This is a genomic window from Lacihabitans sp. CCS-44 (genome assembly GCF_024343735.1).
Taxonomy (GTDB): Bacteria; Bacteroidota; Bacteroidia; order Cytophagales; family Spirosomataceae; genus Leadbetterella.
The window spans coordinates 19,073-44,715 of record NZ_RJUE01000007.1 but is presented as its reverse complement, the minus strand read 5'-3'; the positions used below and the strand labels follow the sequence as shown (position 1 = coordinate 44,715).

Sequence of the window (25,643 nt, the reverse complement as noted above, 5' to 3'; positions counted from 1 at the left end):
ACATGTTCTCTGAAGCTTATAAAATAGCCGCACAGTATACTTTTCCACTCATTATTTCCAACAGATTCTATGACAAAACAGTAGAAAGTGGTCTAGGGAGTTTTGTGATTATCAACGATGAGGGCTGGATAGTGACCGCCGCACATGTATTGCAAGGCTTGCAGCTTTATCAAGAACATCAAGCCGAGTTGGCTAAGTTTCAGAATAGTCCTACAGTCGGTTTGGAGCCAAATCCGAAATGGATTCTTAATCATTCGATGTGGTTTGGAGCAGACAACCATCATATTGGGCAGTTTCATGTTTTGCATGAGAGCGATTTGGCCATAGGTAAAATCGTGAATTATAATCCAAACTTTGTTAAAAAGTATCCCATTTTTCAGCATCCATCTAAAGTGCAGCCAGCCACAAGTTTGTGCAAATTGGGATATCCTTTTTACGATTTGAAAGCCAGTTTCTTGGAGGATACCCAAAGTTTCTCTTTTGATTCTTCTATTTTTCCGATACCGACATTTCCAATGGACGGAATAATGACACGTCAGGTGGTTACTGGCAAAAGTCCTGACAATTATTATGATTACAAATGGATAGAAACCAGCACGCCGGGGCTTAGGGGGCAAAGTGGCGGGCCTACTTTTGACAAAGACGGTAGAATTTGGGCAATACAATCCAAAACTATGCATTTGCCTCTGGGTTTTTCGCCTAAAATCATTAAAGACGGTGTGGAAATAGAGGAAAATCAGTTTCTAAATGTAGGCTTGGGTACACACGTAGAAACCATTTTGAAGTTTTTAGATTTTTACAAAGTAAAATATTCAGTTGGTTAAGGCCTATTCTTTACAAATTTGTTTTCAAAGTTTTAGATTCTCGCAAATATCATTATTTTTACAAAAAGTATAATAATTTTAATCAGATCTAAGCCAATGGAAGTAAAGAGAGAAAAGTCTATCCTTGAATATTTTTATCACTGGGAAAAATACACACCTCAGAATGTTTTTTTAAAGCAACCATTCGGCGATGATTTCTTGGATTTTTCTTGGGAAAAAGCTGGGCAGCAAATTCGCAAGATTTCTACCTTTATTAATAGTCTAGGTTTACCGCCCAAAAGCAACATAGCTCTTATTTCAAAAAACTGTGCTGAGTGGATTATAACCGACTTGGCCATCATGCATTCGGGGCATATTTCGGTACCTATGTATCCAACGCTTACGGCTGATCAAGTCAAACAAATACTGGTGCACTCTGAAGCCAAGCTGGTATTTATTGGCAAACTGGACGATTGGCAAGGCATGAAAAGGGGTATTCCGGCAGGTCTGAAATGCGTTTCTTTTCCTAACTACAATCCAGATTTTGAACATGTCCAGTGGGATGATATTTTGGATAAATACCCAGCTGATGAAAAGGATGTTTTGCCAGATTTGAAGGAACTTTTCACCATTATTTACACCTCCGGCACTACTGGAAATCCGAAAGGTGTAATGGTGAATTTTGCGGCTGTTTCGGAATGTCTATATGCCACCCGAAATTTTGTTTTTGCAGAAAGTTCTGGAACCAAATTTTTCTCATATTTGCCACTTTGTCATATAGCCGAACGCAACATTGTTGAATCTCTCGGTATTGTTACGGGTGGGGTCATTTATTTTGCCGAGAACCTAGACACATTTTCTAAGAATCTCCAGAATGCCAATCCAACCCATTTTTTGGCTGTTCCACGAATATGGACTAAGTTTCAGTTGGGTATTTTGTCGAAATTACCCCAAAAACGATTGAATCTTTTGTTGAGAATTCCGGTAATCAATTCGATTATAAAAAAGAAGATCAAGAAAGGTCTTGGTTTGGCAGAAACGTGGATGTGTTTTACAGGAGCAGCTCCTATGCCTGCGAGTTTAATTCATTGGTTTAGGAAGTTAGACATCGAAATACACGAGGCTTATGGCATGACCGAGAACCTTGGAGCGGTGTGTATGATGCCACTGGGCCATAAAGTTGAGGGTTCCGTGGGTAAAATTTACCCTGAAATGGAGGTCAAAATAGACAAAGACACTGGCGAAATATTGACTCGCTCAAAATGGAATATGTTGGGCTATTACAAAGAACCTAAAATGACTGCTGAAACAATGGATGTGGAAGGCTGGATTCATACTGGCGATGTTGGTGAAGTAGACAACGGTAATTATCTGAAGATTACGGGTAGGGTAAAAGAAATGTATAAAACCTCTAAGGGTGAGTACGTAGCACCTGCACAAATAGAAATGGGTTTTGCCGAGAATAGTTTTGTGGAGCAGATTTGCGTGGTTGGGCAAAGTTTACCACAGCCTATAGCCCTAGTGGTTGTTTCTGAAATTGGTAGAAAAGTATCTAAGGATGAGTTAACTGATAATTTTAAGGGGCAATTAGAAAAACTCAATCCAACCTTAAAATCTTACGAAAAAATAAAGAAAATAGTAATACTGAAAGATTTGTGGACGGTGGAAAACAACAAAATGACTCCCACAATGAAAATCAAACGAAACATTATAGAGAAAGAGTTTGAGCCACAATATGAAAAGTGGTACGAGGACGACGAAATAATAATTTTTGAATAATTCAGAAGAACAAAAAAGGAGCGAAAGCTCCTTTTTTGTTGTCAAACTATGTTCTTTTCTAAAGAATTAAATCTCGTTTTGCTCTATGGCCGATTCAAATCTGGTAAGTTTAGGACAAGTAAATTCTAAAATAGAAATTGTTCATCATTTACTAATTGAGCAACTTACACTTTGGCTTCGCTCAGTGTCCGAGTAATTAGGAACTAATCCACCAATAACAAACCAATTACCAGAAATAGCTATATAGGAATACAATAGTTGCAATCACTATAGTAGCTCCTACCGCAAATCCTTTTGAGGTCTTAAACATAGAAGAATCTACCTCTAGGCCTTTTTTCTCGTCTGGCAATACCAAACTAAGAACAAACATAACAGCAACACAAATTACAAAAACCCACCCCATTCTATCTAAGAAAGGTACGGTGGTCCAGTCTGTACCTGGAAGCCAGTTGTTGTGCATAGCTAGAGCTAAAGCAAATCCCCCAACTATCGCAAAGAATGCTCCAGCTGAATTGGTTTTTTTCCAGAAAAAGCCCATGATAAATGCAGCAAAAATACCTGGAGACAGAAGTCCTGTCATTTCCTGAATAAACTGGAAGCCGCCCTTTTTCTCTATTCCCATAAACGGAGAAATCACAATCGCTAAAATCATGGCCACAACAATAGTGTATCTACCTACCAAAACCAATTTCTTTTCGGTCATGTCTTTGGCAAAATACGGCTTAAATACATCCAATGTAAAAATGGTAGAAATACTGTTGGCTTTACCTGCAAGTGAGGCTACAACTGCAGCTGTAAGTGCAGCGAAGGATAATCCCTTTAGTCCAACTGGTAGTAAATTCAAGAGAACCGGATAGGCTCTGTCTTGGTTAAAAGTGCCATCCACGCCCAACATTTCTTGCTGAAATAGGCCCTTTTGATACAATGCATAAGCTGCAATACCCGGAAGCGTCACAATAACTGGCATCAATAATTTTAAGAATGCTGCGAACAAAAGTCCATTTCTTGCAGTATTCAAATCTGCACCCAAGGCTCTTTGGGTAATGTATTGGTTACAACCCCAGTAGTTGAGGTTTACAATCCACATACCGCCAAAAAGGACAGTTAGACCTGGTAAAGACATATAATTTGGATTTCCTTTTGGATATATCATGTGGAAGTGGTCGTCGTGATTTTGGGTCATCATTTTGAAGCCATTCACTAGGCCAGTTAATTCATATTTTTCTGACACCAAAGTCACGGCCAAATAAGTGGCTGCCAAGCCTCCAATAACCAAGAAAAATACCTGAATAACGTCAGTATAACCGATTACCTTCATACCACCGATGGTGATGATTATGGCAAAAACAGCCAAGAAAACCATACAAGTATAAAAATCGAGTCCTGATATACCCGAAACCGCCAAAGCTCCTAGGTACAAGATAGAGGTTAGATTCACCATGATATACAATAACAACCAAAAAATAGCCATAATTAAGCTCACCGTTTTGTTATAACGTTGGCTCAAAAACTGCGGCATAGTAGAAATGTTGTTTTTCAAGTAAATGGGCATAAAAAATACCGCAACAATTATAAGCGTTGCAGCGGCCATCCATTCATAAGTAGAAATACCCAAACCCATGGAGAAACCATTACCAGACATACCTATCATCTGTTCGGCAGAGATGTTTGAGGCTATCAAAGAAGCTCCGATTGCCCACCAAGTAAGCGAACCTTCAGCCAAAAAGAAGTCTTTTGTGGATGTTTCTTTGGTCTTTTTTCGGTTATAAATCCAATATCCGTATCCTGCCACTACAATAAAGTAGAAAAAGAACACCAAATAGTCAAGTGTTTGTAATTTTTGCATTTGTTAAAGGTTAAATAGAGAATAAAAACCGCAAAATAAGGAAGCTAAGCCATATATTCAAGGAATCATTTAAATTCTTAAAAAACACTTATTATCTTTGTAAGAATACAGGACTTTCCCAAAAAGAAAATATAAGAAACATTGAGTAGGAATACTATTAGACTTGTGATTATTTTAGGAGTAATTGCCATAAGCGGTATTATTGCAATTCAGATTTATTGGGTAAAAAAGGCCTTCGACCTTAAAGACCAGCAGTTTAGGCAGTCTACTATGGTGGCACTTCGTAACGTCGCCAATCAGATTTCAAAGTCATACAAGCTCGCCAAAATTGAAAATCCTGTAAGTCAGTATTCGTCAGATTATTATGTAGTAAACCTGCGTGTACCACTTCAGCAAAGCCTTTTGGAACATTTGCTCAAAGAAGAATTCAAGAAAAATAACATTAATACTGACTTTGAGTATGGTATTTATGACTGCGAAACGGATAAAATAGTTTTCGGGGCTCATATCAATAGTGACTATGAGGTCGAAGAAGTGGATCATACTATTATATTGCCAACTACCGATAAATTCCTCAATTATTTCGGTGTGAAATTTCCAAGTCAAAAAAGCTACTTGACCAGCAAACTGGATTTTTGGATAGTTTCTTCTATTATTACCATGGTAGTAATGGCGTTTTTTGCCTATGCTATGTTTATAATTTTAAAGCAAAAACGCCTGAGTGAGGTCCAGAGAGATTTTATAAATAACATGACGCACGAGTTTCAAACGCCCATCTCTACCATAAAAATTGCTACAGATGTATTGGCACAAAGCAAAATTTTGGAGCAACCTGAGCGATTTAAGAAATATGTACAGATTATAAAACAGGAGAATAATAGACTTAAAAATCAGGTAGAATCGGTACTGGCTACAGCGAGAATTGGCAAAGGGCAAATAGAGCTGGATTTGAAACTGCAAGAATTGCACGAGATTATCGGTGAGGTATCTGATAGTGTTAAAGCTGAGTTGGAAGACAATTTTACTTTAGATTTAAATGCTACAAAGACTACTATAAATGCGGACAGGATGCATTTGATGAACGTTATCAGGAATCTCATAGATAACGCCATAAAGTATTCGGGCAAACCTGCCAAAATAAAAATATCCACTAGAAATGAGAACAATTTATTGATTGTATCTATTTCAGATAAAGGAATTGGTATTCCGAAAGAAGCACTACCCAAGATTTTTAATAAGTTTTATCGCGTGCCAACAGGTAACTTGCACAATGTCAAGGGTTTTGGGCTTGGACTTAATTATGTAAAAGAAATTATCAACCTTCACAAATGGAAAATAAATGTAGACAGCGAAATAGGCCTAGGCTCGGTTTTTGAAATCTACATTACGTTACCTGATTAAATAAAAAAATGGCGAAAATATTGTATGTTGAAGACGATCCCAACTTGGGTTTTGTGACCAAAGACAACTTGGAAGAGGAGGGATTTGAGATAGTTCATTTCTCTGACGGTAAAGAAGCTTGGAAGTTTTTCAAAAAAGAAAAGTTTGACCTTTGTTTGCTCGATGTCAACTTGCCGGAGTTAGATGGTTTTTCTTTAGCAGAAAAAATCAGAACCCAGAATTCCCAAATTCCTATCATATTTTTGACAGCCAAAACACTTCAGGAAGACAAAATAGCCGGCCTAAAGATTGGTGGAGACGATTACATCACCAAGCCCTTCAGTATAGAAGAATTGGTGCTTCGAATTAAAGTGTTTTTGAAAAGAAATGCCGTTTCTGATTCTACAGCAACCACTGACGTCTTTTCTTGTGGAGACTATGAGTTTTGTTTTTCGCAGCAAACACTTAAACTAGCCGAAGAAATTCAGAAGCTCACGCATCGTGAGGCTGAGGTATTGAAGTTTTTGTGTGAGCGTAAAAATCAAATCACTAAGCGAGAGGAAATCCTGACGGCCATTTGGGGAAGAGACGACTATTTCTTGGGTCGCAGTATGGATGTTTTCGTGACCAGAATTCGTAAAATGCTCTCGAATGACCCAAAGATAAAAATAGAAAATATTCATGGTGTGGGCTTTAAATTGAATTGTTGATATGTTTGAGTGGCACCAAGTTCTTTGTAGTGTGTTTTTTATTGTAGTTGGTATAATGCATTTTGCTAAGCCCAAATTTTTCCTTTCCATAATGCCACCTTATCTGCCGTTTCATAAGGAGGCGGTTTGGATTAGCGGAATTGCTGAAATCGTTTTTGGATATAATTTGCTCTTACCTAAAATGCAGGCAGCTTCGGCATGGGGATTAATATTGCTTTTGCTTCTCGTTTTTCCTGCTAATATATACATGGCCACTGGTGAGAAATTCCAGAAAATATCTCCAATAATACGTTGGGGAAGGCTGCCTCTACAGGCCTTATTGATTTGGTGGGTGAGTTTATATTTATAAAAATCTTAAATTGTTATTCATGAAGTATTTCAAAGTTTTAGCGGTATTGTTGTGGTCTGTGGTAATCTTTTCGTGTGAAAAAGACACGCTGTCTGGTACCGAAGAGGAACAAATTGAAAGCTATATTCAAAATAAAGGTTTGGTGGTAACCGAAAAAACAGTCTCGGGTTTACGATATATTCGCACTAAAGAAAATGCTGCTGGAACAATCTTGGTGAAGGGCAAAGTGGTAACACTTAACTATACAGGCAAATTATTGACTGGTAAGAAATTTGACTCTGGTTCATTTAGTTTTGTTTTGGGTGGAGGCCAAGTAATCAAAGGTTTTGACGAAGGCATCGCCAAAATGCGAGTAGGAGAGTCGTCTACGCTGATTTTTCCATCAAATTTGGGTTATGGAAGTTCTGGTACAAATGGTATTCCTGGCAACTCTCCACTTTTGTTTGAGATAGAGATCCTGTCAATAAACTAATTTTGTGACAGGTGTTCACTTAGCATGATTTATACCATTGTGTGAGTCTTTGCTCTCACTTTGCTCTATTTAAAAATAGACTTTATCACTTTTATCTATTAAAAGAAAGAGTCTGTCTTAATCCTAATAATCTACATTTGATTTTTAGCTATTTTAAAGAATATTCAGTTATGTAACTTTCAGTTTATTCAAACTTATCTAAGCCACTCCCAACGCTCAGCCCAATCCAGCAAAATGCTTGACCGCCATTTCGAAATTGTTTGACCGCCTTGTATTTTTCCATCATACAGTAGTGGGTCTGATTTGTCAGAATACCAATGGGTACCAAGTTTAAAATCAGCGTTATGGCTTTTTCCAGGCCATAGATTATCAACAACTAATTTTCCTTCTTTTTCTGGAAAATTAGGCAAATTTGAGGTGAATTTGTAGTTGACTATTTCTGCTTGTTTGGGTGCATATTTAACGGCATATTGTCCTTTGCCCAAATAATAGCCTGCCCATTTTTGTACATTGTTTTTATAAGTCGTCTCCATCCAAAAGCATGTAGAGTCTGCAGGGATGTCGATTTCATCTCCCTTAAATCTAAACTCAACAACCGTACAAAATGCTACCGTGTCTTTGATACTGGTGATGCGGTCATATACCACTCGCGAGCTATGATTGATGGCTTCAAAGCTACCTCCCCAACTTTCTCGCATAGGATTATCAGGGTCGCCATCCATCATATATAAAAGTGACGGCGTATCGCCCATTTTTATCTCACCGTTGTAATAGCTTTTAAAATCTTTACCCAAATGCCCAGCTGCTTGGATGTATTTGTCGTAATAGTCAGAGCTTTTTACGCTGTCTATCGAGTTGGTGTTTGAAAAGAAACCATAATATGAAGCGTTGACCTCAATAAACCAAAGGTTTGGAAAGTTTTCGGCAATATAGGCGTAGCTGTTTGCACTCCATTTTTTATTGGGACCTCCAATCCAATACACCCTTATTTTACTTTGAATTTCGGGGGCGTCGTGTAGAGCCTGGGCCAAATCCTCCAATCCGCCCCAGCCTAAAATCCACAAAGGCTGTTCACTTTCCTTTTTTGCACATTTAATTATCCAATCCGATCCCTCGGTGGCTTTTGTGTAACCCATGAATGGAGCATTTCCTTTTCGCCCTTGTTTGGTTACTGAACGCAAATATTCGGGTGTCGGAATGCCCTTTTGATGCTTCTGGAGCTTAGGCAAGTCTTTTTCGAATAAACTGATCATTCTCAAAATTTCCTCTTTGCTGCCGCTGCCATAGGACGGGGAAGAAACAAGTCCTTCAATATCAAACCTGTCACTGTACATCAACAAGTGAGCCATTGATTGATTATCGTCAGGGTCAGTGCCACCAATATCGGTACTAATCAGAATCCTAGGTTTAACAGGAACTGCTTTTTGTGCAAATAACATATTAGAAATAAAACAAAAAGCGAGGCAAACTATTATTCTATTCATTTATTAAGGTTCTTAACCAAAATTAATAGAAAAATGGAAAGGGTGTTAGGGGTTGAGTGGAATTTGTACCGGTTATTGTTGTTAAGGCGAATAATGTTATGTTTTTTTATTTGAATTTAACCTTTTCAAAACAGACTCCCACTGCAGACAAAGGTAAAACCTTGATTTTTTTCGCATTTTGAGAAGCTTTCTAAAGCAATTCTGATTCCGATATTTCTTTTTAATTCGGTTAGGAAATTATTTAATTTCTTAGCTTATATTTTTTAGTTTAATGAGAGTTCACAAAATGCTAATTATTAGCTTATTGTCGTCTAAGGTGAAGGCTTAAAAGTAGAAATTCAAAGATGTTTTCCATTATTTTGGGTAAAATCTAAAGGTGTTTTGGTGCCATTTTTAGTAGAATCCCAACATATTTTATGAAACGTACAAAAAAAGCCGCTTTCGAGCGGCTTTTTTGTTAAAATTAATGAGTTAATATTACCCCAGTTTCTCCACCGAACGCTCAATAAATTGCGTCAAATCAGCACCATTTAGCATACCTTGTGAGAGCAAGGCCAAGTCGTAGAGTTGCTTTGCGAGGCCGCTTTCGTTACCTTCTTTGGCTATTTTACCTATGATTGGGTGATTGCCGTTTACTACCAAGTTGTACATCATCGGCATATTGCCAAACATACCTCCTTGGCCGTTTACCTTAGACATGTCGGCGTATCTACGCATAAACTCAGGCACCACAATAGATACAGGGATTTCGTCCACTGGCAAGGCTTCTATCTGCACAATGTTGTTGCCCACAAACTCCTTGAAGGTTTCTTCTACTTTCTTTTTCTCCTCTTCGCCCAATACCACCTCTTGTTTCAGACCTTTGTCTATCAGCTTGTCGAAAGTGTCAGCATCCACACGTTTGAAGGTCAAGTTTTCAACCTTACTTTCCATGGCATTGATAAAGTGCGAATCCAACACGTCATCGAACACCAATACATCAAACTCACGCTTTTTGGCTCCGCTGATAAAGGCGTCCTGCTTGCTGATGTCGTTGGCGTAAAGCCCTACAACTTTGCCGTCTTTGTCTTTTTGGTTGACTTCTAGCTTGGTTTTGTATTCTTCTATTGTAAAACACGCACCTTCGGTGTTTTTGAGCAATATAAAATCTTTGGCCCTGTCAAAAAACTTATCGTCAGATATAATGCCGTATTTTACAAACAAACCAATGCTCTCCCATTTTTCCTCAAAAGCCTTGCGGTCGTCTCTGAATAAATCAGATAATTTATCGGCTACTTTCTTGGTAATGTGCGAGTTGATACGTTTTACGTTGCCATCGGCTTGAAGATAACTTCTCGAAACGTTCAACGGAATATCTGGTGAGTCTATCACACCGTGTAGCAACTGCAAGAACTCAGGGACAATGTCTTTCACATCATCCGTAATAAATACCTGGCGGCTATATAATTGTATTTTTTCTCTGTTCAGTTGGAAGTCTTGCTTCACTTTCGGGAAGTACAAAACACCAGTAAGATTAAACGGATAATCTACATTTAGGTGAATCCAGAACAACGGATCTTCGGCGTAAGGATACAACTCTTTGTAGAAAGCTATGTAGTCTTCATCTTTCAAATCCAACGGTGTCTTTACCCAAATAGGAGAAGGGTTATTGATTACTTTCTCGTTGAATTCTATTTCTACAGGCAAAAATTTGCCGTATTTTATCAATACTTGCTCCAGTTTGCTTTCTTCCAAAAACTCCTCGGAATCTTCGGCAACGTGTAGAATAATATCAGTTCCTCTTTCGGCCTTTTCCACTGGTGAAATCTCAAATTCCGTAGTGCCATCGCTAAACCACCTTGCTGCTGGTGCATCCTGATAAGATTTCGTAATTATTTCTACTTCTTTGGCTACCATAAAGGCAGAGTAAAAGCCTAAGCCAAATTGTCCGATTATCTGTGTTTTGTCAGACTCATCTTTGTATTTTTCTACAAATTCTTTGGCTCCAGAAAAAGCTATCTGATTGATATACTTTTTGATTTCGTCGGCGGTCATACCCAATCCTTTGTCGGATATGGTGATGGTTTTGGCGTCTTTGTCGAAAGAGACTTTTATTTTCAAATCGCCCAATTCGCCGTCAAACTGACCAATAGAAGATAGTTTTTTGATTTTTTGTGTTGCATCCACCGCATTCGAAACCAATTCTCTCAGGAAGATTTCGTGGTCGGAATACAAGAATTTTTTAATTATCGGAAAAATGTTCTCGGTGTTAATCGAAATTGTACCTTTTTCTGTTACCATTGTCTGTATTATTTTTAAATTACAGATAGCTAACAATCAAAGGATGTTCCAATGCAGTGACTTCTGACAATTTGACAGTTGTTTTTGCCCTTGGTTGCCTAGTTACTGTTTATTGGTTTAATAGTAGGTTTTTTGAAACCTTTAAGGTTACAAAAAGAATTGAATTAAAGAATGGAATACGGTAAACTACTTGAAAAAGAATATTTATTACTTGTAAATTTCTTTTCTAGATGCCAAAAGTGTGTTGTACATTAAGGCAGCCACCGTCATTAAGCCTACTCCACCAGGTACTGGCGTTATGAAGCTTGTTTTTGGTGCTACTTCGTCAAATTTCACGTCACCTTTCAAAGCAAATCCACTTTTTTTAGATTCATCCACCACTCTTGTCAAACCAACATCTATTACCACAGCACCATCTTTTATCATGTCGGCAGTTATAAACTCGGGTTTACCTAGTGCGGCTACCAAAATATCTGCTTGGAGGCACATTTCTTTTAGGTTTTGGGTGCGGCTATGTACCAATGTCACTGTGCAGTTGCCAGGGTAGGTGTTTCTTTGCATCAAAATACTCATCGGAAGTCCAACTATTTGGCTTCTTCCTACCACAACGCAATGCTTGCCGGCAGTTTCTATCTTGTATCTTTTTATAAGCTCCAATACTCCGTAAGGCGTAGCAGAAATATAAGCAGGCAAACCTTTGGCCATTCTGCCAATATTGATTGGATGAAAACCATCTACATCTTTTTTAGGGTCGATGGCCTCTATTACTTTATCAACGTCAATATGAGCAGGAAGGGGCAACTGAACTATAAAACCATCAATATCTTCGTCTTTGTTTAGCTGGTCAATTATTTCTAAAACTTCGGCTTCGGTGCTGGTAGAATCTCTTCTAATTAATGTAGATTTAAAACCAATCTGTTCACAAGATTTTATTTTAGAAGCTACATAGGTTTCGCTTGCACCATTGTCGCCAATCAAAACCGCTGCGAGATGAGGTATTTTACCGCCGTCGGCTTTAATTTTATCCACTTCAATCTGAAGTTCGGCTTTTACTTGTGCAGATATTAATTTTCCGTCTATTATTTCCATTATTCGATAGCTTATATTACTGATACAAAGATAAAACGATGCGTGCTGGTTTCCAATTTAGCATGAGGCTATTTGCTGAAATATTAAATGTAGTGTATAGTTTTTTTCTTTCTTTTGTAAAGAATAAGGTAGATCAAGGCTATGGATACAACCGCCATAGAAAATAAGAATGTTTCGGGCAGATTTTCTATTTTGTTTTGATAGATAAAGGTGGGCAGTAACGCCCCAAATCCTATTCCCGCCTCGAGAGCTATATACATGGTAGCTATGGCTTTTCCTCGATTTTCTTCTTGGCATAAATCTACCGTCCATGCCTGTGAAATAGGAGAAATAATACCCATGCTCACTCCAAATAAAATGGCTGAGATAGTCAAAATAAAGACGTTTTGAGCAAATGCAATGATAAGAATTGCAAATATCAATGTCCAACAGCCTATTACGAGTACTTGTTCTCTACCATTTTTGTCTGACCACTTTCCAGCTAAAAATCTAATAGCAATTGAGGCAAGTGTGTATACCAAAAAATAATATCCTTTGTTTTTTAAACCAATACTTTGGCTCAAATCGGGTACTAAAGTGACGATGGTGCCGTAGGCAAAAGAGGTGAAAAATATTACAATAACGACAGGCATCACAGATTTGTCTATAATTTCGTGGCGATTTATTTTTAAATGAGCAGCTGCAAATTTTTCTTTCCTTTCAATGCTCAAAGTTTCTTTCATATTGAGCAATATCAAAATCGACAACAAAGAAAGAATTGAGGAGGTATAAAATAATACATTGATGTCGAAATGTTGAACTATCCATCCGCCCAAAGCTGGTCCGAATGCCATCCCTAAGCCCCCTATGAGACCATGAACGCCCATGGATTCGCCGCGTCTGTCAGCAGGAACAATATCTGCAATATATGCTGAGGTTCCGGTAGGTTTGAAACCCGTTGAGAATCCATGAACAAACCTAAGAAGGAAAAATGGAATAACTGTAGTAGCTAAAGGGTATAAAAAACCACACACAAAACATACCAAAGAGCCAAAAGCCATAACAGGCACTCTGCCCACTTTGTCGGTAAGTTTGCCACTAAAAGGACGCGAAAGTCCAGCTGTAAGCGTAAATAATGATATGATGAGGCCTTTGAATTCACCGCCTCCCATTTTTGAAAGGTATTCGGGAAGCTCAGGGATGAGCATATTAAAACTAGAAAAGAACAGGAATGAACTAGTGCAAAGAAGCCAGAATTGTAATGTAAATATACTTTTTTTCAAGATATGTTTTTCAGAAACTTTCTTCAAGTTTTACTTTGGCTCTGTGACAAACCCCACCAATGGGAGGATTGAACTTAGAAACTTCGACAGTAACTTTTTTTATTGCATTGAACTTAAACCTAATGGCGTCTATTATTTCGTGACCGACATGCTCCAATAAACGATGCTTTTTCGACATCACCATTCTAACCATTTGGTACACATCCCCATAGTCGATCGTGTCTTTTAAGTTGTCAGAACTGGCTGGTCTTGACAAATCGGTTTCTATAAGTACGTCAATGCTGTATTTGTTCCCTATTTTTTGTTCTTCGTCAAAATGCCCATGATAGGCAAAGAACTCCATGCCCTCTAAAGCTATCTGGCCCATATTGGCTTAGTTTAAGTTGTCGAAAAACGAACCGCTCTGTTTTTTCTCTGCAATAAAATCATTAACCGATTTTGGCTCTTTAGGTTCAGCTTTTTCTACCATTGCTTTTCTGATTGCCGCTTTTACTTTGTTCACTTTATCGAGCATTTCTTCCGTACTGCCAGATTCAGGAATTGGTTCAGCCTTTGGTTTATCTTCTATAATGTCTTCCTTAGGCACTCTTCCAGCCACGAGGTAGTTTTTGAGATCTTCCAATTGTTCCCATTGACCATTTTCGGCAAGCAACGACTGCTCTACCCACGTGCTGGGGTCATGAGCCGAAATCTGCGACCCTGCCGCATCCAAAATATCTTTTATTCTGTAAATAGGTGTTGTGGCCAAGTCTCTAAATGTAACAATTCTTGCGTTGTTGAGTACCTCTTTTATTTTTGGCCCAATACCCTCAATAATTTCTAAATTCGTTTTGTCATCTTGACTGCTCTCCAGATTTATTTCGTTTACAGCAGAGGAGAAACTTATTCCATGAGATTCAACATCATCTTGTTCTTTCACAGCGGCAGCGACTTCTTCTAAAGTTTCCTCCTCAACAATTTCCTCATCTATTTCCATTTCTATACTTGGCTCTTTTGCTATAACTGGTATTTCCTTGGCAACAACCGAAACAGGTGTTTCTTGAAAAGATTCACTGTTATCATTTACGATACTGTCAATTTTAGAAGCAATTGATTTTAGTTGTCCAAGAAGTTGAACTTTCTGAACCTCAAGGTTTTGGAAGTTTGTTTCAAGGTCAGTAAATTCAGTTTTTGCTGCAGTGTTAACATCTTTTACTTTTTGCTCAGCTTCGGCAACCAACTGGCTGGCTGTATTTTCGGCTTCGGCTATGATTTGAGCGGCTCTTTGTTCTGCTTCAGCTATTTTTTTGCTAGCTTCGCTGGCTGCATTTTCTGTGAGTCTCGTGCTGGTGTCTTCGGCAGTTCTGAGGGTCTTTATCAGTGTCATCTCCACTTCACGCAGCTTAGATGCTTCTTTTTCAGAAATATCCAATTGCATTTTAAGCATCTTTGATTCGCTTAGCATGCGTTCCCATTCTTGGGCGATGTTCGATAAAAAATGGTTTACTTCTTCAATATCGTAACCTCTAAAAGATTTCTCGAACTCGTGTTGCTTAATTTCTAATGACGTGATTTTCATTTTTGTATTGTATTTAGGAAAAACAATCTGAGACCCTTGTTAAAAGAACAAAATGTGTTCAGATTTATTTTCCAATAGCTTTGTTTTTTTTCCTGTTGGCTCTTCTGAAAAATTTTGCTTTCTAATTTTCCACAAAATAACAAAAAAAACAATGTAAGTTAAAATAAATTCCACATTGAAATAGTTCGGTCGTCGCTGGCCGAAAGCAATACTTGTTCTTTTTCTAACCAAAGCAATTTATTTACAGAGGTGCCATGAGAGGCATTTTTTGATTTATCTATTACTTTTTTCAGTTTTAGATTTTCTGAATCCCATATTTTGATAGATTTATCCATACTGCTGGTGGCCAGTATTTTATGTTCTTCTATGTAGATAATGTGGTTGATGGCAAACAAATGAGCTGGAATAATTTCAGTATTTTCGTAACCATTTTGACAGTCCCAAATCATCAAATGTGCATCACGACCACCAGAAACGAGCATTTCTTCGTTGTTGATGTATTGTAAACTAAAAACGGAGTTTTGATGAGCATCAAGGGCGTACTTTAGCTGGTAATTTTCTAGGTCATAAATTCTTATTTTCCAGTCTGAAAAACCCACAGCCATTTCGTTTCTTTTTGTATTCACAGCAATGGAGCGGGCACTTTTCTGGGCTCCTTCAAAGTGCTTTACGAATTTGTTGATTTCCGTGTCAAGGATATGTAAAAAACCAATGTTGTCAGCGATTATTAACAAATGGTTATTTTTCTTAATATCAAACATAGAAACTTTTCCAAGAGGCAAATTGAGCAGCTCTTTTTTCTCTTTTGTGTCTATCAAATGTAAGCCTTGCGTATTGTTCGCAATCCAAAGTCTGTTTTCATCTGGTAAATTAAACATGGCATAAATGGAGTTCTCGACTTTAGCTATTGGTTTTCCAAGGTCAGCTTTTGCCCATTCCACCACCATTCCGTCCCCACCTGCTGAAAAAAAGCTATTCAAAGAATTGCCTTCACAGAGTGTATAAACACAATCTTTGTGACCCGTAAAGGTTTCTATTTTTTCTATATTAAAATTCATTTTTTTCTTGGTAGAACTTTCTAATTCGTGATATTTATTGCAATTTTCCACCAAAAATATTTGATGCCGTTATTTTTCAACAAAATATTATCTGAGGAAATTCACTTTATGGTTTGGAATCTCACCGAAACCTTGGAAGAATTGGTAGAACTTGTAAACCCTGATGAGAATGACAAAGAAATTTTGGAAAGTATTAGCCATGAAACCAAGAAAAAGGAATATTTGGCAGGGAAAAACGCCATTGCTCAAATGTGTTTTTTAGAAAAAATACCTTTTGACGGCATAATCAAAGACGAGCATGGAAAGCCTTTTTTGAGGAATTCTACCTATGAGATTTCAGTAACGCATACACTGGAATATGTCGGAGTAGTGCTATCCAAAGCTGGAGCGGTTGGTATGGATATTGAAAAGCCTCGTCATCAAATTTTTAAAGTTATTGGTAGATTATGTTCAAAAGCTGAATTGGGCTGGGTGGCGGAGGATATCGATAAAGCTACCATTCTTTGGTCGGCAAAAGAGGCTTTGTATAAACTCTATGGCAAACGCAAGGTAGATTTTAAAGAAAATTTGACTTTAACAGAAAAATCTGATGGCTTATTTGGAAAAATAAAAATGCCCGACTATGAAGCCGAGCATAAGGTTTTTGTCCAGAAAGTAGCAGAATATTGGCTGGTTATAGCTTATTGAACTTTCGATAGTATTTCGTTGAAGTCGATACCATAATGCGATTCATTGTAAACAACTTCTCCATTTTTTAGCAAGAGTATCTGCGGCGATTCATGTTCAACTTCAAATTCGGAGGCTATTTTGTTAGAAATGTCCCTGTGAGATATTAAATCCAAATAATACAATTTGAGGTCTTTGATGTCTTGGTTTTTCGCCCAATTTCTTTCAAATCTATCCAAAGCAGTTGCACTTATTGAGCATCTGGTACTGTGCTTAAATATGGCTACTGGTTGGCCGGCAGACTCTTCTTTAATGGTTTCGAGTTGTTGGATGTCTGTTAAATTATACCACTTCATTATCTAAAATATCTTTATTAAATCAACAATTATCGATAAAAATGGTTCAAAAAATGTAGTTATCTATTAGTCTTACACCACCTAAGTGTGCAGCGATGATGATGGCCGTTTTACGTTCTGGACTAATCTTGGATATACTTTCTAGACTTTCAAAGTCTGTAATTTCGTAGTATTCAAGTTCGAATTCTGAGTATGTTCGATAGAAATCAGAAATTTTACTTTTTACACTTTCGATTGATTCTCCAGCCAGCAAAAGTTTCTCTCCGAGTTTTAAAGATTCGTAAATTTTTGGTGCCATGGCCCGTGCCTCATCTGAAAGCCTCCTATTTCGAGAAGACATTGCCAATCCATCATTTTCTCTGATAGTATCGCAGACTATCATCTCTAAGTCAAAGCTAAAATCTTTTATAAGCCGGTTAATAACAGCCACTTGTTGGATGTCTTTTTGACCAAAATATGTTTTGTTTGGCTTTACAATATGGAATAATTTGGCCACCACTATACCCACGCCATTAAAATGACCGGGTCTGAATTTGCCTTCCATTATTTCCTCCAAGTAGCCAAAGTTGAGTTTTATTTGAGGAAGATTGGGGTACATTTCTTCAGCGGTAGGGGCAAAAACTACATCGCAGCCTGCCTCTTCTAACATTTTACAGTCCTCATCAAGGGTTCTCGGATACTTTTTTAAATCCTCTGGGTTGTTAAATTGGGTTGGATTTACGAAAATACTACAAACAGTTAGGTCATTTTCGGCGAACGATTTTTTTATCAAAGCGATGTGCCCATGATGTAAAGCACCCATAGTGGGTACAAACCCAATGGTTTTATTTTGGGAACTTTTTAAATGCTTTTGCGTCTCATTTATGGTGTCAAATACCTCCATTTGTGTTAAGGATGTTAAAATTGGAGGCAATTAAGCATTAAAAATGTAATTTTGTTTGTTTTTAATAAGATATGACTTTAAGATATTTGTTTTTTTTATTGTTTTTTTCTCAATTAGCTAACGCTCAGTTGAGTGCAAAACCCGACAGTGCCTTGTTCTTAGATGACTATTGGGAGATTGAACTCAGCCCAATCGTAGAACTTAACGAAATCGTTAACTATGTCCACAACGATCCATTTAATTTTTTGTTTGCCAACAACATACCTGGAGGTAATCCCTTAGCGAGAGAAATTTCAGTAAACTCGTTTTATGGAACCAGGAAACACCCAGTTCATCATGTACTGAAATTTCATCGAGGCATAGACTTGCAAGGTGTCAGTGGAGAGCAAGTGATAGCCAGTGGAAACGGTAAGGTAATAGATGCTGGTTTTAGAGAGGATCTGGGGAATTTTATCAAAATCAAACACAAATATGGTTTTGAATCTATCTATGGACATTTGAGCAAGATTTCTGTAAAAAAAGGTCAAGTGGTAATCAAAGGGCAAAACATTGGTAAAGTGGGCTCTACAGGCAAGGTTACAGGGCCTCATTTGCACTACACATTAAAAAAGAACGAGACCTATCTGGACCCGTTCGATTTTTTGTTTATGACTTTTGAAAAAGCTTTTTGAGTATTATTCTACCGTAACTGATTTCGCCAGATTTCTCGGCTGATCCACATTACGGCCTCTCATCACAGCAATATAGTAGGATAGGATTTGCAATGGAATAACCGTAAGCAAGGGTTGTAATATTTCATCAGTATTGGGAACTTCAATGGCAAAGTCAACCATCTTTTTGACTTCTACGTCACCTTCTGACACAATGGCAATTACTCTACCTTTTCTAGCTTTTACTTCTTGGATGTTGGATACCACTTTTTCGTAAGAACTATCCTTGGTGGCTATAAATACCACAGGCATATCTTCATCAATCAAAGCAATCGGTCCGTGTTTCATTTCCGCCGCAGGATACCCCTCAGCATGAATGTAAGAAATCTCTTTAAGTTTCAAGGCTCCTTCTAGTGCTACCGGGAAATTCAAGCCTCTTCCTAAGAAAATAAAATTAGAAGCAAAAGTAAAGAGTCTAGAGATATCTTTTATTTCTTCAGCACTTTTCAAAATTTCTTCTACTTTAGAAGGTATGGCCGACAATTCTATCAACAATCTTCTGTAAGTTTCGTCATTAATAGTTCCTTTGGCTTGAGCAGTGGCAATGGCTATCATTGTCAGCACTGTTACCTGGGCTGTAAAGGCTTTTGTACTTGCTACGCCTATTTCTGGACCAGCATGCGTGTAAACTCCCGCTTCTGTAATTCTCGAAATGGATGAGCCCACTACATTACAAACACCCAAAATAATGGCACCTTTAGATTTTGCCAATTCCAGGGCTGCTAATGTATCGGCCGTTTCGCCAGACTGAGAAATTGCAATTACAAAATCACCTTCCTTTATGATGGGATTTCTGTATCTGAATTCTGAAGCATATTCTACTTCCACATTGATTCTAGCCAACTCTTCAAATAGGTACTCACCAACTAGACCTGCGTGCCAAGACGTCCCACAAGCAACAAATACGATTCGTTTAGCTTTGGCTAGTTTCGAAATGTGATTTCTCAAACCACCCAACTGAATAATAGCTTCGTCAGGATTTATCCTACCTCTTAAGCAATCGGCTATTGACTTCGGCTGCTCAAAAATTTCTTTAAGCATGAAGTGATCATAACCGCCTTTCTCAATGGCTTCAAGCTCAAGTTCTACGGTTTGTATATAAGGGTCTTGCTCTTCGTTTTGAAGATTCTTGATAGTTAAACCATCTTTATTGACAACTGCAATTTCCAAATCGTCTAAATAAACCACTTCTTTGGTGTATTCTATAATTGGCGTAGCGTCAGATGCAAAGAAATATTCATCTTTACCTATTCCGATTACCAAAGGGCTGCCTTTTCTGGCGGCCACTAATTCGTCAGGATTTTCAGCATCCAAAACAACAATGGCATAAGCCCCAACAACTTCTTTGAGGGCAATTCTAACAGCCTCTGGTAGGTCGCAGTTCTTTGTTTTTTGGATTTCTTCTATGAAATTTACCAAAACCTCTGTATCGGTTTGGCTATGAAAAATGTATCCTTTATTGGTAAGTATCTGTTTTATAGAAGAATAATTTTCGATTATTCCATTATGGATGATGGCAAATCTACCTGAGTTGGATTTATGCGGGTGAGCATTTACGTCATTAGGTTCTCCATGTGTTGCCCACCTTGTATGTCCAATGCCCACATGAGCAGATATTAAATCTTTATTCAGTATGCTTTCTAAGTCAACAACTTTTCCTTTTTTCTTGAAAACCCCTAAGCCATTTTCATTGATGATGGCTATGCCCGAACTGTCATAACCTCTGTATTCTAATCTTTTTAGTCCTTTTAAAATCAAAGAAGCTGCGTCTCTCGGTCCTATGTAAGCTACTATTCCACACATATATTATTCTTGAAATATTACAATTGTTTTTTCGTCCTTATTGCAAAAATATTAATTATTTTTCAAGAAAAAGCCTTATGATTTTTTAAATAAATTTAAAATTAGGGAATAACTTATTTAACGGCCGTTTGTATTGATTTTTTTTACGATTCATTGAAATGCGTGGAGTTATAGCTGGCGAATGGGAAGTTCATTTGATCTAAAAATGAAGTTTATTTAGTTAACAGAATATGTCCTTGCTAAAGGTAGAAATATTAAAAAAATCATATAGGGGTCCGAACACATTTTGTTAAAATGAATAATTTAAGCAAAAAAAAAGAGCTACGAGAGCTCTTAGTATTTTGTATAATATATTTTTAACTTAGGTTTGGTAAACACCGCTCGGCGGAGGTTGTCATTAGCCAGTAGGCCATTGCCAGTTGTAGTTAATACTGCGGGCATTATCATCAATCCATTTGATGTAACCGTCTTATTGGTAATTTTTTGGAGGTAATTCGTAACATCTAAGTTGACGGTGTTAGTAGAATCTACTAAAGAATACACAACACCTGATAAGTCGTTACCAATTGGAGTTAAATAGGTCAAAGCGTTTGAACTATTACGAGTCTGTTGATTTCTAGAATCCACTTCAGCCAGAACAAAATTGAATATCTTAGGATGAAGAGGATTGATAGACTCGGGTTTTAAGTTGAATTCAAGAATTGCTTTGCTAACTCTTATATTAGCCCCTAAGTTCTTTAGGTTGGCAAAATTGATTTTGGTGCTAATTCCACTACCTCCTTGTACAAAGGATGAGTTATTGGTAAGTTTTGCACTCAATTCGTTTTTAGCTTTGGACAGTTGCGACAATACACTGGAAGTTCTGTCGAAGCTTATATATGAATGTCTCGGCCCGTTGAGGTCAAAGGCATAATTATATTTTGTAGTATCTCCTTGATAGTGCCAGTTTGCAATCAAAGTACTGGTGGCTGCACTCAAAGGGCCTGTTGTAAAAGAATAAACTGCCTTATTGCTGCCTTCCGGCACTATTGCAAATCCTTTTATTGCAGATGAGAATTTTGAATTATCTGATCCTGTGGTAGGAGCAGTATTTAAAATCTCCTGGGCTATACTTTTAGGTAAATCTATGAACACCGCAATGCTGGTATTAGAATCACTCACAAAAGATTTAGAATTTATTCCAAATCTTGCCAAAGATGCTTCTTCATATTCAATGCTTTCATCTCCATTATAGTTTTTTGAATAATTCATGGGGCTTTTTAGCCTATAAATATTGTAAAAACTTCTAGTAATTGTGTCGCCATAAATAAGTCCTGAATTTACAATTCTAAGTCTTAAAGAATCAGCGATTGGGTTGGACTTTACGCTGAAAGTGTCTAAAGCAGCTGTACCAGAAGCAGTGGTATAAGTAGCTAATGAAGGTTGGAAATAAGCTGAGGTTTTAATCAATCCAAATATTGGATCGTTAACTATTCCCGCAAGTATATAATTTGCCTTTCCGTTAACTGTAGAGTCAGTCAAAATGGTAGAAATGTCTAAACTTAGTGTGTCGCTGTAAGCAGATGTGGCATCAGCGTTTCCATCAAAGTCAAATCCAATTTCCGAGGGGTTTTCACAAGAGAACAATAGAACAGCAATAAGCAAGAGGCTTATTTTGTGTAAGTCGATAAGAATTTTTTTCATAAAATAATCAATCTGCCAGCTCCGTATAAAGGTTAAAGAATGTTTCAGCGGAGTTTTCATCATCAATAAAAGAATCAATTTGTCTGTCTGCCGTTTCATTCAACGCATTTTTTATTGAATCATTCAAAGATGGGTTTGCCGTAACAACTACATCGGCATATTGACAACCTATTTTTATGAATCCGAGGAAATCCTGTGACCTTAAATTGGCCAAGTTTTCGTCGCTTATATCCATCATCTTTACTTTTGGAAACATATCGTCTGTGAATTTGTGTTCGAAGACGTTGTTGTAAACTGTAAAAATGGTTTTGGTATTCTTAAAAATAGGGTCGTTTTTATAAGTAGTTTTTAAGTACAACGGAATCAACGCAGTCATCCAGTCTGTGCAATGCACTACGTCAGGAGCCCATCCAAGTTTCTTCACAGTTTCTAACGCACCCTTGCAGAAGAAAATTGCACGCTCGTCGTTGTCATCGTAGAAATTCCCAGTTTTGTCAGTAAAAACAGTTTTTCTTTGGAAATAATCTTCGTTGTCTAAGAAATACACTTGGAGTTTAGCAGACGGAATAGAGGCAACTTTGATAATCAAAGGTTTTTCTTCTTCGCCGATGCTAATGTTGATTCCAGAAAGTCTAACGACTTCATGTAATCTGTGCTTTCTTTCGTTGATAAGTCCAAATCGCGGTATCAATATCCTTATCTCCATGCCTCTTTCCTGCATTTCCTGTGGGAGTTTTCTTAACAAAGAAGCAATTTCTGAAATTTCTAAAAAGGGGTCAATTTCGGAGGAGATGTATAAAATACGCAGTTTACTCATAAAAAACCAATAATGTATCTAAAATATAGTATTTGAAACAAATACGGCTGCAAAGATACTAAAAAATAATCTATTAATATACAAGTGTTTGAAACAAATTAAGCTAAAACATTTTGTGTTAGGCCTTAAATTGATAGATTTTTGGTTTCATTTGTGTTTAAGCTTTGCCCTATAAAGATGAAATCCTGCACCTGTTTTCATCCCTGACTATTTTTAAGCCCAAGTAATTCAAGTGTTCGTTGTTGTAGTCAAATATGGAAAGGTTGCTTTCGATACAGAGGCAGAAGAAATCTTGGAGTGATTCCCTATATACTTTTTCGCATATTTTCTGGATATCTTGATAGGTATAGCCTTCTTTTTGATTTCCGAATGTCTTCCAGAGTTTTTTCATCACATCATCGAGTGATTTTTTCTCTTTATATTTCTTTCTAATTTTCAAGTCCAAAATCATAGCAACAATGGCTCCTTTGCTGTAAACACTCACTTTTTTGTTGGGGGTGCCTTTTTCGTAACCATCCACCCAAAGGTCAAAGCTACTTTCTAGTAGTGACTGAGATGCATTGTCAGCTTCTTCAAAGTGCCTTCTGAAAGTGGTTTCGAGTTCATGCAGATATTCTTCATAGCTTATCACTCCACTTTCAAATAGTATTTTGTCGCCATAGTAAGTTGTAAAACCCTCGGCTACAAAACAAGTTTCAAAATAGTTTTCTTGGCCGTATTTATAAGGAAGGAGTTCTTTTGGGCGAATCTTGGCGATGTTCCAAGCATGAAAAAGCTCATGAGAAGCCAGACCGAGCAGGTCGTTGTAATAGCTTTTTGGCAAAACTCCGTTTTCGCCCAAAACCATCACGGTAGAGTTTCGATGTTCGACGCCATGGTAATAGGTGTTTTCGGGCACTATCAGCATAAAATGATAATCTTTTTCTGGAAACTCACCAAAAATCTGAATTTGTGTTTTGGCTATTTTTGATAAATCATCAATCAACTCTTGTTTGTCAATCTGGAATATGCCTTCTATCCAAATGTGGAAACTTACATCACGGACCGAAAACTCCTCATGAAAAATATCTTTTGAAAGAATAAATGGAGAATCAAAGAAATGATGAAAATCTTTTGGAAATAGGGTTAGAAGATTTTCAATTTCACTAAGCGGCTGAATTCCACAAGAAAACTGAGCATCAATATTTTGCCTTTGTATAATCACCTCAAAAGGCTCATTGATTCGTTTGGGTAAGTACAAACACAGATTTACTGGATTTACATAAGCAAAATGCTTGTTTACAAAACTTGAGCCAGCATTGAGCTCTTTGGTATAATATTGATAGCGAATTTCGATGTCTTGGTTTTGGGTTTCTTGGACATTCCAAACGTTCTTTTGCGTTTTTTGCCAATGAAGTTTTTCGCCATTTTGTGTGTTTGCACTGAAATTCAGGACGTTTTTTGCGAAATTTTGCAGTTGATATCTTCCTGGTCTCCACATGGGCAAATGCAACTCCAAGCTTTTTTCAAGTACTTTCGGAATCAATATCCTGATTTCTACAAGGCTGTTTTCGGGAAGAAATGAAAAAAAGTATTGAATCATTAGAGCTTGAGTTTTTTTATTACAAAATATTTGATACCTTTGCAGTCCAATTCAGAATCGAGGAACAAAATTAATAGAAAAAGGATATGAAACGTACATTCCAACCATCAAATAGAAAGCGTACTAACAAACACGGATTTCGTGAGCGTATGTCTACTCCAGGCGGAAGAAGAGTAATTACTGCTCGTCGTGCTAGAGGTAGAGCTAAACTATCGGTTTCGGATGAAAAATCTCATAAATAAGATTTGAGGTTTTACATTTTATTAAGATATTAGCCGCTTATTGCGGCTTTTTTCATATATACCTAAGTGAAAAAAAAGAATAGTTTAGGCAAAATCGAACGTATTAAGAGTAAAAAAGTAATTTCGGCACTTTTTGACCGAAATTCTACTGCCAACAATTCTTTTTTGGTGTATCCATTCAAAGTTATTTATTCCTTTGAAAAAACCGATGAAGCTATAAGAGAGGCTCTTCCTCAGGTTTTGGTGTCGGTGTCTAAACGGAAATTTAAAAATGCCACTGACAGAAATAAAATTAAAAGGCGAACCAAGGAAGCTTACAGAACCAACAAGGTAATTTTTTCTGGAAATATAACATTGGCACTGATATACGTAGCCAATGAAATAATTGAGTTTTCTATAATTGAAAAAGCAATGAAAAACTTATTAGCTAGACTTGAAAAGGAAACTGGTAATAAAGCTAGCCACTAAAGACGGAAAAATACTTATATGAGTGACGAATACCGCCTCATAGGGCTTTGTAGCCACGTATCCCGATAAATTCAGAATCCAATAGCCAAGAATCAATATCACTATCTGTAAAAGTGCGAGTATCCAACCTCTTTTTGGTTCTAGAAGTCCATAAACCAACGAAAAAAGTATAGTAAATAACAAAGGTATGTAGATGATAATGGCCTTGTGAATTATAAATACTTGTATCACTGAAAATAGTATACACAATAAAATATTTTGGCTGAGCTTTAATTTTGGTATTGTCATTGCTGATGTTTACTTTGGTGCAAATGTAAAGATTTTGGCTTTTTATTAAACTATAAACGATATCCTTATTTTTTG

The 25,643-nt window shown here is 37.2% G+C and carries 24 protein-coding genes; 10 read left to right on the top strand and 14 right to left on the bottom strand.

The window, feature by feature from the left end:
* Window positions 1–2 precede the first annotated feature (2 nt).
* Together EGI26_RS05380 and EGI26_RS05375 are read left to right on the top strand one after the other, a co-directional pair.
* Window positions 3–824 carry a serine protease gene (locus EGI26_RS05380; protein WP_255076855.1) on the top strand — a complete coding sequence of 274 codons (822 nt, stop codon included), beginning with the start codon at window positions 3–5 and terminating at the stop codon, window positions 822–824.
* 96 nt (window positions 825–920) lie between these two features.
* A complete protein-coding gene (locus EGI26_RS05375) occupies window positions 921–2,582 on the top strand; it encodes an AMP-binding protein (RefSeq protein ID WP_255076854.1) in 1,662 nt (553 codons plus the stop codon).
* Between the two features lie 226 nt (window positions 2,583–2,808).
* Here the strand turns inward: EGI26_RS05375 and EGI26_RS05370 are convergent, their stop codons facing one another.
* Entirely contained in the window at window positions 2,809–4,428 is a 1,620-nt protein-coding gene (locus EGI26_RS05370; RefSeq protein ID WP_255076853.1) for a sodium:solute symporter family transporter, read from the bottom strand.
* 141 nt (window positions 4,429–4,569) lie between these two features.
* On the opposite strand from EGI26_RS05370, the gene EGI26_RS05365 reads away from it, so the two are divergent.
* The 4 genes from EGI26_RS05365 to EGI26_RS05350 all read left to right on the top strand — a co-directional run bounded on the left by EGI26_RS05365 (window position 4,570) and on the right by EGI26_RS05350 (window position 7,339).
* Window positions 4,570–5,829 (top strand): sensor histidine kinase KdpD, encoded by a 1,260-nt coding sequence (locus EGI26_RS05365; RefSeq protein WP_255076852.1) that lies wholly within the window; start codon window positions 4,570–4,572, stop codon window positions 5,827–5,829.
* 8 nt (window positions 5,830–5,837) lie between these two features.
* The gene (locus tag EGI26_RS05360; RefSeq protein ID WP_255076851.1) at window positions 5,838–6,518 is read left to right on the top strand and encodes a response regulator transcription factor; all 681 of its coding nucleotides are present in this window, start codon (window positions 5,838–5,840) and stop codon (window positions 6,516–6,518) included.
* A gap of 91 nt (window positions 6,519–6,609) precedes the next feature.
* Window positions 6,610–6,867, top strand: a complete 258-nt coding sequence (locus tag EGI26_RS05355; RefSeq protein ID WP_409035355.1) for a DoxX family protein — start codon at window positions 6,610–6,612, stop codon at window positions 6,865–6,867.
* 19 nt (window positions 6,868–6,886) lie between these two features.
* Window positions 6,887–7,339 (top strand): FKBP-type peptidyl-prolyl cis-trans isomerase, encoded by a 453-nt coding sequence (locus EGI26_RS05350; RefSeq protein ID WP_255076849.1) that lies wholly within the window; start codon window positions 6,887–6,889, stop codon window positions 7,337–7,339.
* A gap of 194 nt (window positions 7,340–7,533) precedes the next feature.
* On the opposite strand, the gene EGI26_RS05345 is transcribed toward EGI26_RS05350, so the two are convergent.
* The 7 genes from EGI26_RS05345 to EGI26_RS05315 all read right to left on the bottom strand — a co-directional run bounded on the left by EGI26_RS05345 (window position 7,534) and on the right by EGI26_RS05315 (window position 16,070).
* A complete protein-coding gene (locus tag EGI26_RS05345; RefSeq protein ID WP_255076848.1) occupies window positions 7,534–8,823 on the bottom strand; it encodes a nucleoside hydrolase-like domain-containing protein in 1,290 nt (429 codons plus the stop codon).
* 477 nt (window positions 8,824–9,300) lie between these two features.
* Window positions 9,301–11,103: a molecular chaperone HtpG gene (gene htpG, locus EGI26_RS05340; protein WP_255076847.1), complete on the bottom strand. Its 1,803-nt coding sequence runs from the start codon at window positions 11,101–11,103 to the stop codon at window positions 9,301–9,303.
* Window positions 11,104–11,310: 207 nt separating this feature from the next.
* Window positions 11,311–12,192 (bottom strand): bifunctional 5,10-methylenetetrahydrofolate dehydrogenase/5,10-methenyltetrahydrofolate cyclohydrolase, encoded by an 882-nt coding sequence (locus EGI26_RS05335; protein WP_255076846.1) that lies wholly within the window; start codon window positions 12,190–12,192, stop codon window positions 11,311–11,313.
* Window positions 12,193–12,275: 83 nt separating this feature from the next.
* Window positions 12,276–13,454 (bottom strand): MFS transporter, encoded by a 1,179-nt coding sequence (locus EGI26_RS05330; RefSeq protein ID WP_303626719.1) that lies wholly within the window; start codon window positions 13,452–13,454, stop codon window positions 12,276–12,278.
* 10 nt (window positions 13,455–13,464) lie between these two features.
* Window positions 13,465–13,821: a dihydroneopterin aldolase gene (gene folB / locus EGI26_RS05325; protein WP_255076845.1), complete on the bottom strand. Its 357-nt coding sequence runs from the start codon at window positions 13,819–13,821 to the stop codon at window positions 13,465–13,467.
* A gap of 6 nt (window positions 13,822–13,827) precedes the next feature.
* On the bottom strand, window positions 13,828–15,012 hold the full coding sequence (locus EGI26_RS05320; RefSeq protein WP_255076844.1) for a DivIVA domain-containing protein: 1,185 nt from the start codon (window positions 15,010–15,012) through the stop codon (window positions 13,828–13,830).
* 158 nt (window positions 15,013–15,170) lie between these two features.
* Window positions 15,171–16,070 (bottom strand): WD40 repeat domain-containing protein, encoded by a 900-nt coding sequence (locus tag EGI26_RS05315; protein WP_255076843.1) that lies wholly within the window; start codon window positions 16,068–16,070, stop codon window positions 15,171–15,173.
* A 63-nt stretch (window positions 16,071–16,133) separates the two neighbouring features.
* Between EGI26_RS05315 and EGI26_RS05310 the strand changes: the two genes are divergently transcribed.
* Entirely contained in the window at window positions 16,134–16,757 is a 624-nt protein-coding gene (locus tag EGI26_RS05310; RefSeq protein ID WP_255076842.1) for a 4'-phosphopantetheinyl transferase superfamily protein, read from the top strand.
* Here the strand turns inward: EGI26_RS05310 and ytxJ are convergent.
* Window positions 16,751–17,092, bottom strand: coding sequence for a bacillithiol system redox-active protein YtxJ (gene ytxJ, locus EGI26_RS05305; RefSeq protein ID WP_255076841.1), 342 nt, complete (start codon window positions 17,090–17,092; stop codon window positions 16,751–16,753). The genes EGI26_RS05310 and ytxJ overlap by 7 nt on opposite strands.
* Before the next feature lie 46 nt (window positions 17,093–17,138).
* Window positions 17,139–17,975: a pantoate--beta-alanine ligase gene (gene panC, locus EGI26_RS05300; protein WP_255076840.1), complete on the bottom strand. Its 837-nt coding sequence runs from the start codon at window positions 17,973–17,975 to the stop codon at window positions 17,139–17,141.
* 71 nt (window positions 17,976–18,046) lie between these two features.
* Between panC and EGI26_RS05295 the strand changes: the two genes are divergently transcribed.
* The gene (locus EGI26_RS05295; protein WP_255076839.1) at window positions 18,047–18,646 is read left to right on the top strand and encodes a M23 family metallopeptidase; all 600 of its coding nucleotides are present in this window, start codon (window positions 18,047–18,049) and stop codon (window positions 18,644–18,646) included.
* A gap of 3 nt (window positions 18,647–18,649) precedes the next feature.
* On the opposite strand, the gene glmS is transcribed toward EGI26_RS05295, so the two are convergent.
* The 4 genes from glmS to EGI26_RS05275 all read right to left on the bottom strand — a co-directional run bounded on the left by glmS (window position 18,650) and on the right by EGI26_RS05275 (window position 24,570).
* Window positions 18,650–20,488 (bottom strand): glutamine--fructose-6-phosphate transaminase (isomerizing), encoded by a 1,839-nt coding sequence (gene glmS / locus EGI26_RS05290; RefSeq protein ID WP_255076838.1) that lies wholly within the window; start codon window positions 20,486–20,488, stop codon window positions 18,650–18,652.
* A 333-nt stretch (window positions 20,489–20,821) separates the two neighbouring features.
* Window positions 20,822–22,171 carry a DUF4270 family protein gene (locus EGI26_RS05285; protein WP_255076837.1) on the bottom strand — a complete coding sequence of 450 codons (1,350 nt, stop codon included), beginning with the start codon at window positions 22,169–22,171 and terminating at the stop codon, window positions 20,822–20,824.
* 7 nt (window positions 22,172–22,178) lie between these two features.
* Window positions 22,179–22,988: a glycogen/starch synthase gene (locus EGI26_RS05280; RefSeq protein ID WP_255047828.1), complete on the bottom strand. Its 810-nt coding sequence runs from the start codon at window positions 22,986–22,988 to the stop codon at window positions 22,179–22,181.
* Window positions 22,989–23,157: 169 nt separating this feature from the next.
* Complete coding sequence (locus EGI26_RS05275) at window positions 23,158–24,570, bottom strand: M61 family peptidase (protein WP_255076836.1); 1,413 nt, start codon at window positions 24,568–24,570, stop codon at window positions 23,158–23,160.
* An 86-nt stretch (window positions 24,571–24,656) separates the two neighbouring features.
* Between EGI26_RS05275 and rpmH the strand changes: the two genes are divergently transcribed.
* A complete protein-coding gene (gene rpmH / locus EGI26_RS05270; protein WP_255038398.1) occupies window positions 24,657–24,812 on the top strand; it encodes a 50S ribosomal protein L34 in 156 nt (51 codons plus the stop codon).
* Between the two features lie 66 nt (window positions 24,813–24,878).
* Window positions 24,879–25,280, top strand: coding sequence for a ribonuclease P protein component (rnpA, locus tag EGI26_RS05265; protein ID WP_255076835.1), 402 nt, complete (start codon window positions 24,879–24,881; stop codon window positions 25,278–25,280).
* Window positions 25,281–25,643: the final 363 nt, after the last annotated feature.

Excerpts from the sequence above, each read along its gene's own strand:
- EGI26_RS05310 (WP_255076842.1), top strand. The coding sequence starts at position 16,134 with ATGCCGTTATTTTTCAACAAAATATTATCTGAGGAAATTCACTTTATG.
- EGI26_RS05335 (WP_255076846.1), bottom strand. The coding sequence starts at position 12,192 with ATGGAAATAATAGACGGAAAATTAATATCTGCACAAGTAAAAGCCGAA.
- EGI26_RS05345 (WP_255076848.1), bottom strand. The coding sequence starts at position 8,823 with ATGAATAGAATAATAGTTTGCCTCGCTTTTTGTTTTATTTCTAATATG.
- EGI26_RS05280 (WP_255047828.1), bottom strand. The coding sequence starts at position 22,988 with ATGAGTAAACTGCGTATTTTATACATCTCCTCCGAAATTGACCCCTTT.
- folB (WP_255076845.1), bottom strand. The coding sequence starts at position 13,821 with ATGGGCCAGATAGCTTTAGAGGGCATGGAGTTCTTTGCCTATCATGGG.
- EGI26_RS05320 (WP_255076844.1), bottom strand. The coding sequence starts at position 15,012 with ATGAAAATCACGTCATTAGAAATTAAGCAACACGAGTTCGAGAAATCT.
- EGI26_RS05285 (WP_255076837.1), bottom strand. The coding sequence starts at position 22,171 with ATGAAAAAAATTCTTATCGACTTACACAAAATAAGCCTCTTGCTTATT.
- EGI26_RS05295 (WP_255076839.1), top strand. The coding sequence starts at position 18,047 with ATGACTTTAAGATATTTGTTTTTTTTATTGTTTTTTTCTCAATTAGCT.
- EGI26_RS05375 (WP_255076854.1), top strand. The coding sequence starts at position 921 with ATGGAAGTAAAGAGAGAAAAGTCTATCCTTGAATATTTTTATCACTGG.
- EGI26_RS05350 (WP_255076849.1), top strand. The coding sequence starts at position 6,887 with ATGAAGTATTTCAAAGTTTTAGCGGTATTGTTGTGGTCTGTGGTAATC.
- ytxJ (WP_255076841.1), bottom strand. The coding sequence starts at position 17,092 with ATGAAGTGGTATAATTTAACAGACATCCAACAACTCGAAACCATTAAA.
- EGI26_RS05355 (WP_409035355.1), top strand. The coding sequence starts at position 6,610 with ATGCCACCTTATCTGCCGTTTCATAAGGAGGCGGTTTGGATTAGCGGA.
- htpG (WP_255076847.1), bottom strand. The coding sequence starts at position 11,103 with ATGGTAACAGAAAAAGGTACAATTTCGATTAACACCGAGAACATTTTT.
- EGI26_RS05275 (WP_255076836.1), bottom strand. The coding sequence starts at position 24,570 with ATGATTCAATACTTTTTTTCATTTCTTCCCGAAAACAGCCTTGTAGAA.
- EGI26_RS05380 (WP_255076855.1), top strand. The coding sequence starts at position 3 with ATGTTCTCTGAAGCTTATAAAATAGCCGCACAGTATACTTTTCCACTC.
- EGI26_RS05370 (WP_255076853.1), bottom strand. The coding sequence starts at position 4,428 with ATGCAAAAATTACAAACACTTGACTATTTGGTGTTCTTTTTCTACTTT.
- EGI26_RS05360 (WP_255076851.1), top strand. The coding sequence starts at position 5,838 with ATGGCGAAAATATTGTATGTTGAAGACGATCCCAACTTGGGTTTTGTG.
- glmS (WP_255076838.1), bottom strand. The coding sequence starts at position 20,488 with ATGTGTGGAATAGTAGCTTACATAGGACCGAGAGACGCAGCTTCTTTG.
- EGI26_RS05315 (WP_255076843.1), bottom strand. The coding sequence starts at position 16,070 with ATGAATTTTAATATAGAAAAAATAGAAACCTTTACGGGTCACAAAGAT.
- panC (WP_255076840.1), bottom strand. The coding sequence starts at position 17,975 with ATGGAGGTATTTGACACCATAAATGAGACGCAAAAGCATTTAAAAAGT.
- rpmH (WP_255038398.1), top strand. The coding sequence starts at position 24,657 with ATGAAACGTACATTCCAACCATCAAATAGAAAGCGTACTAACAAACAC.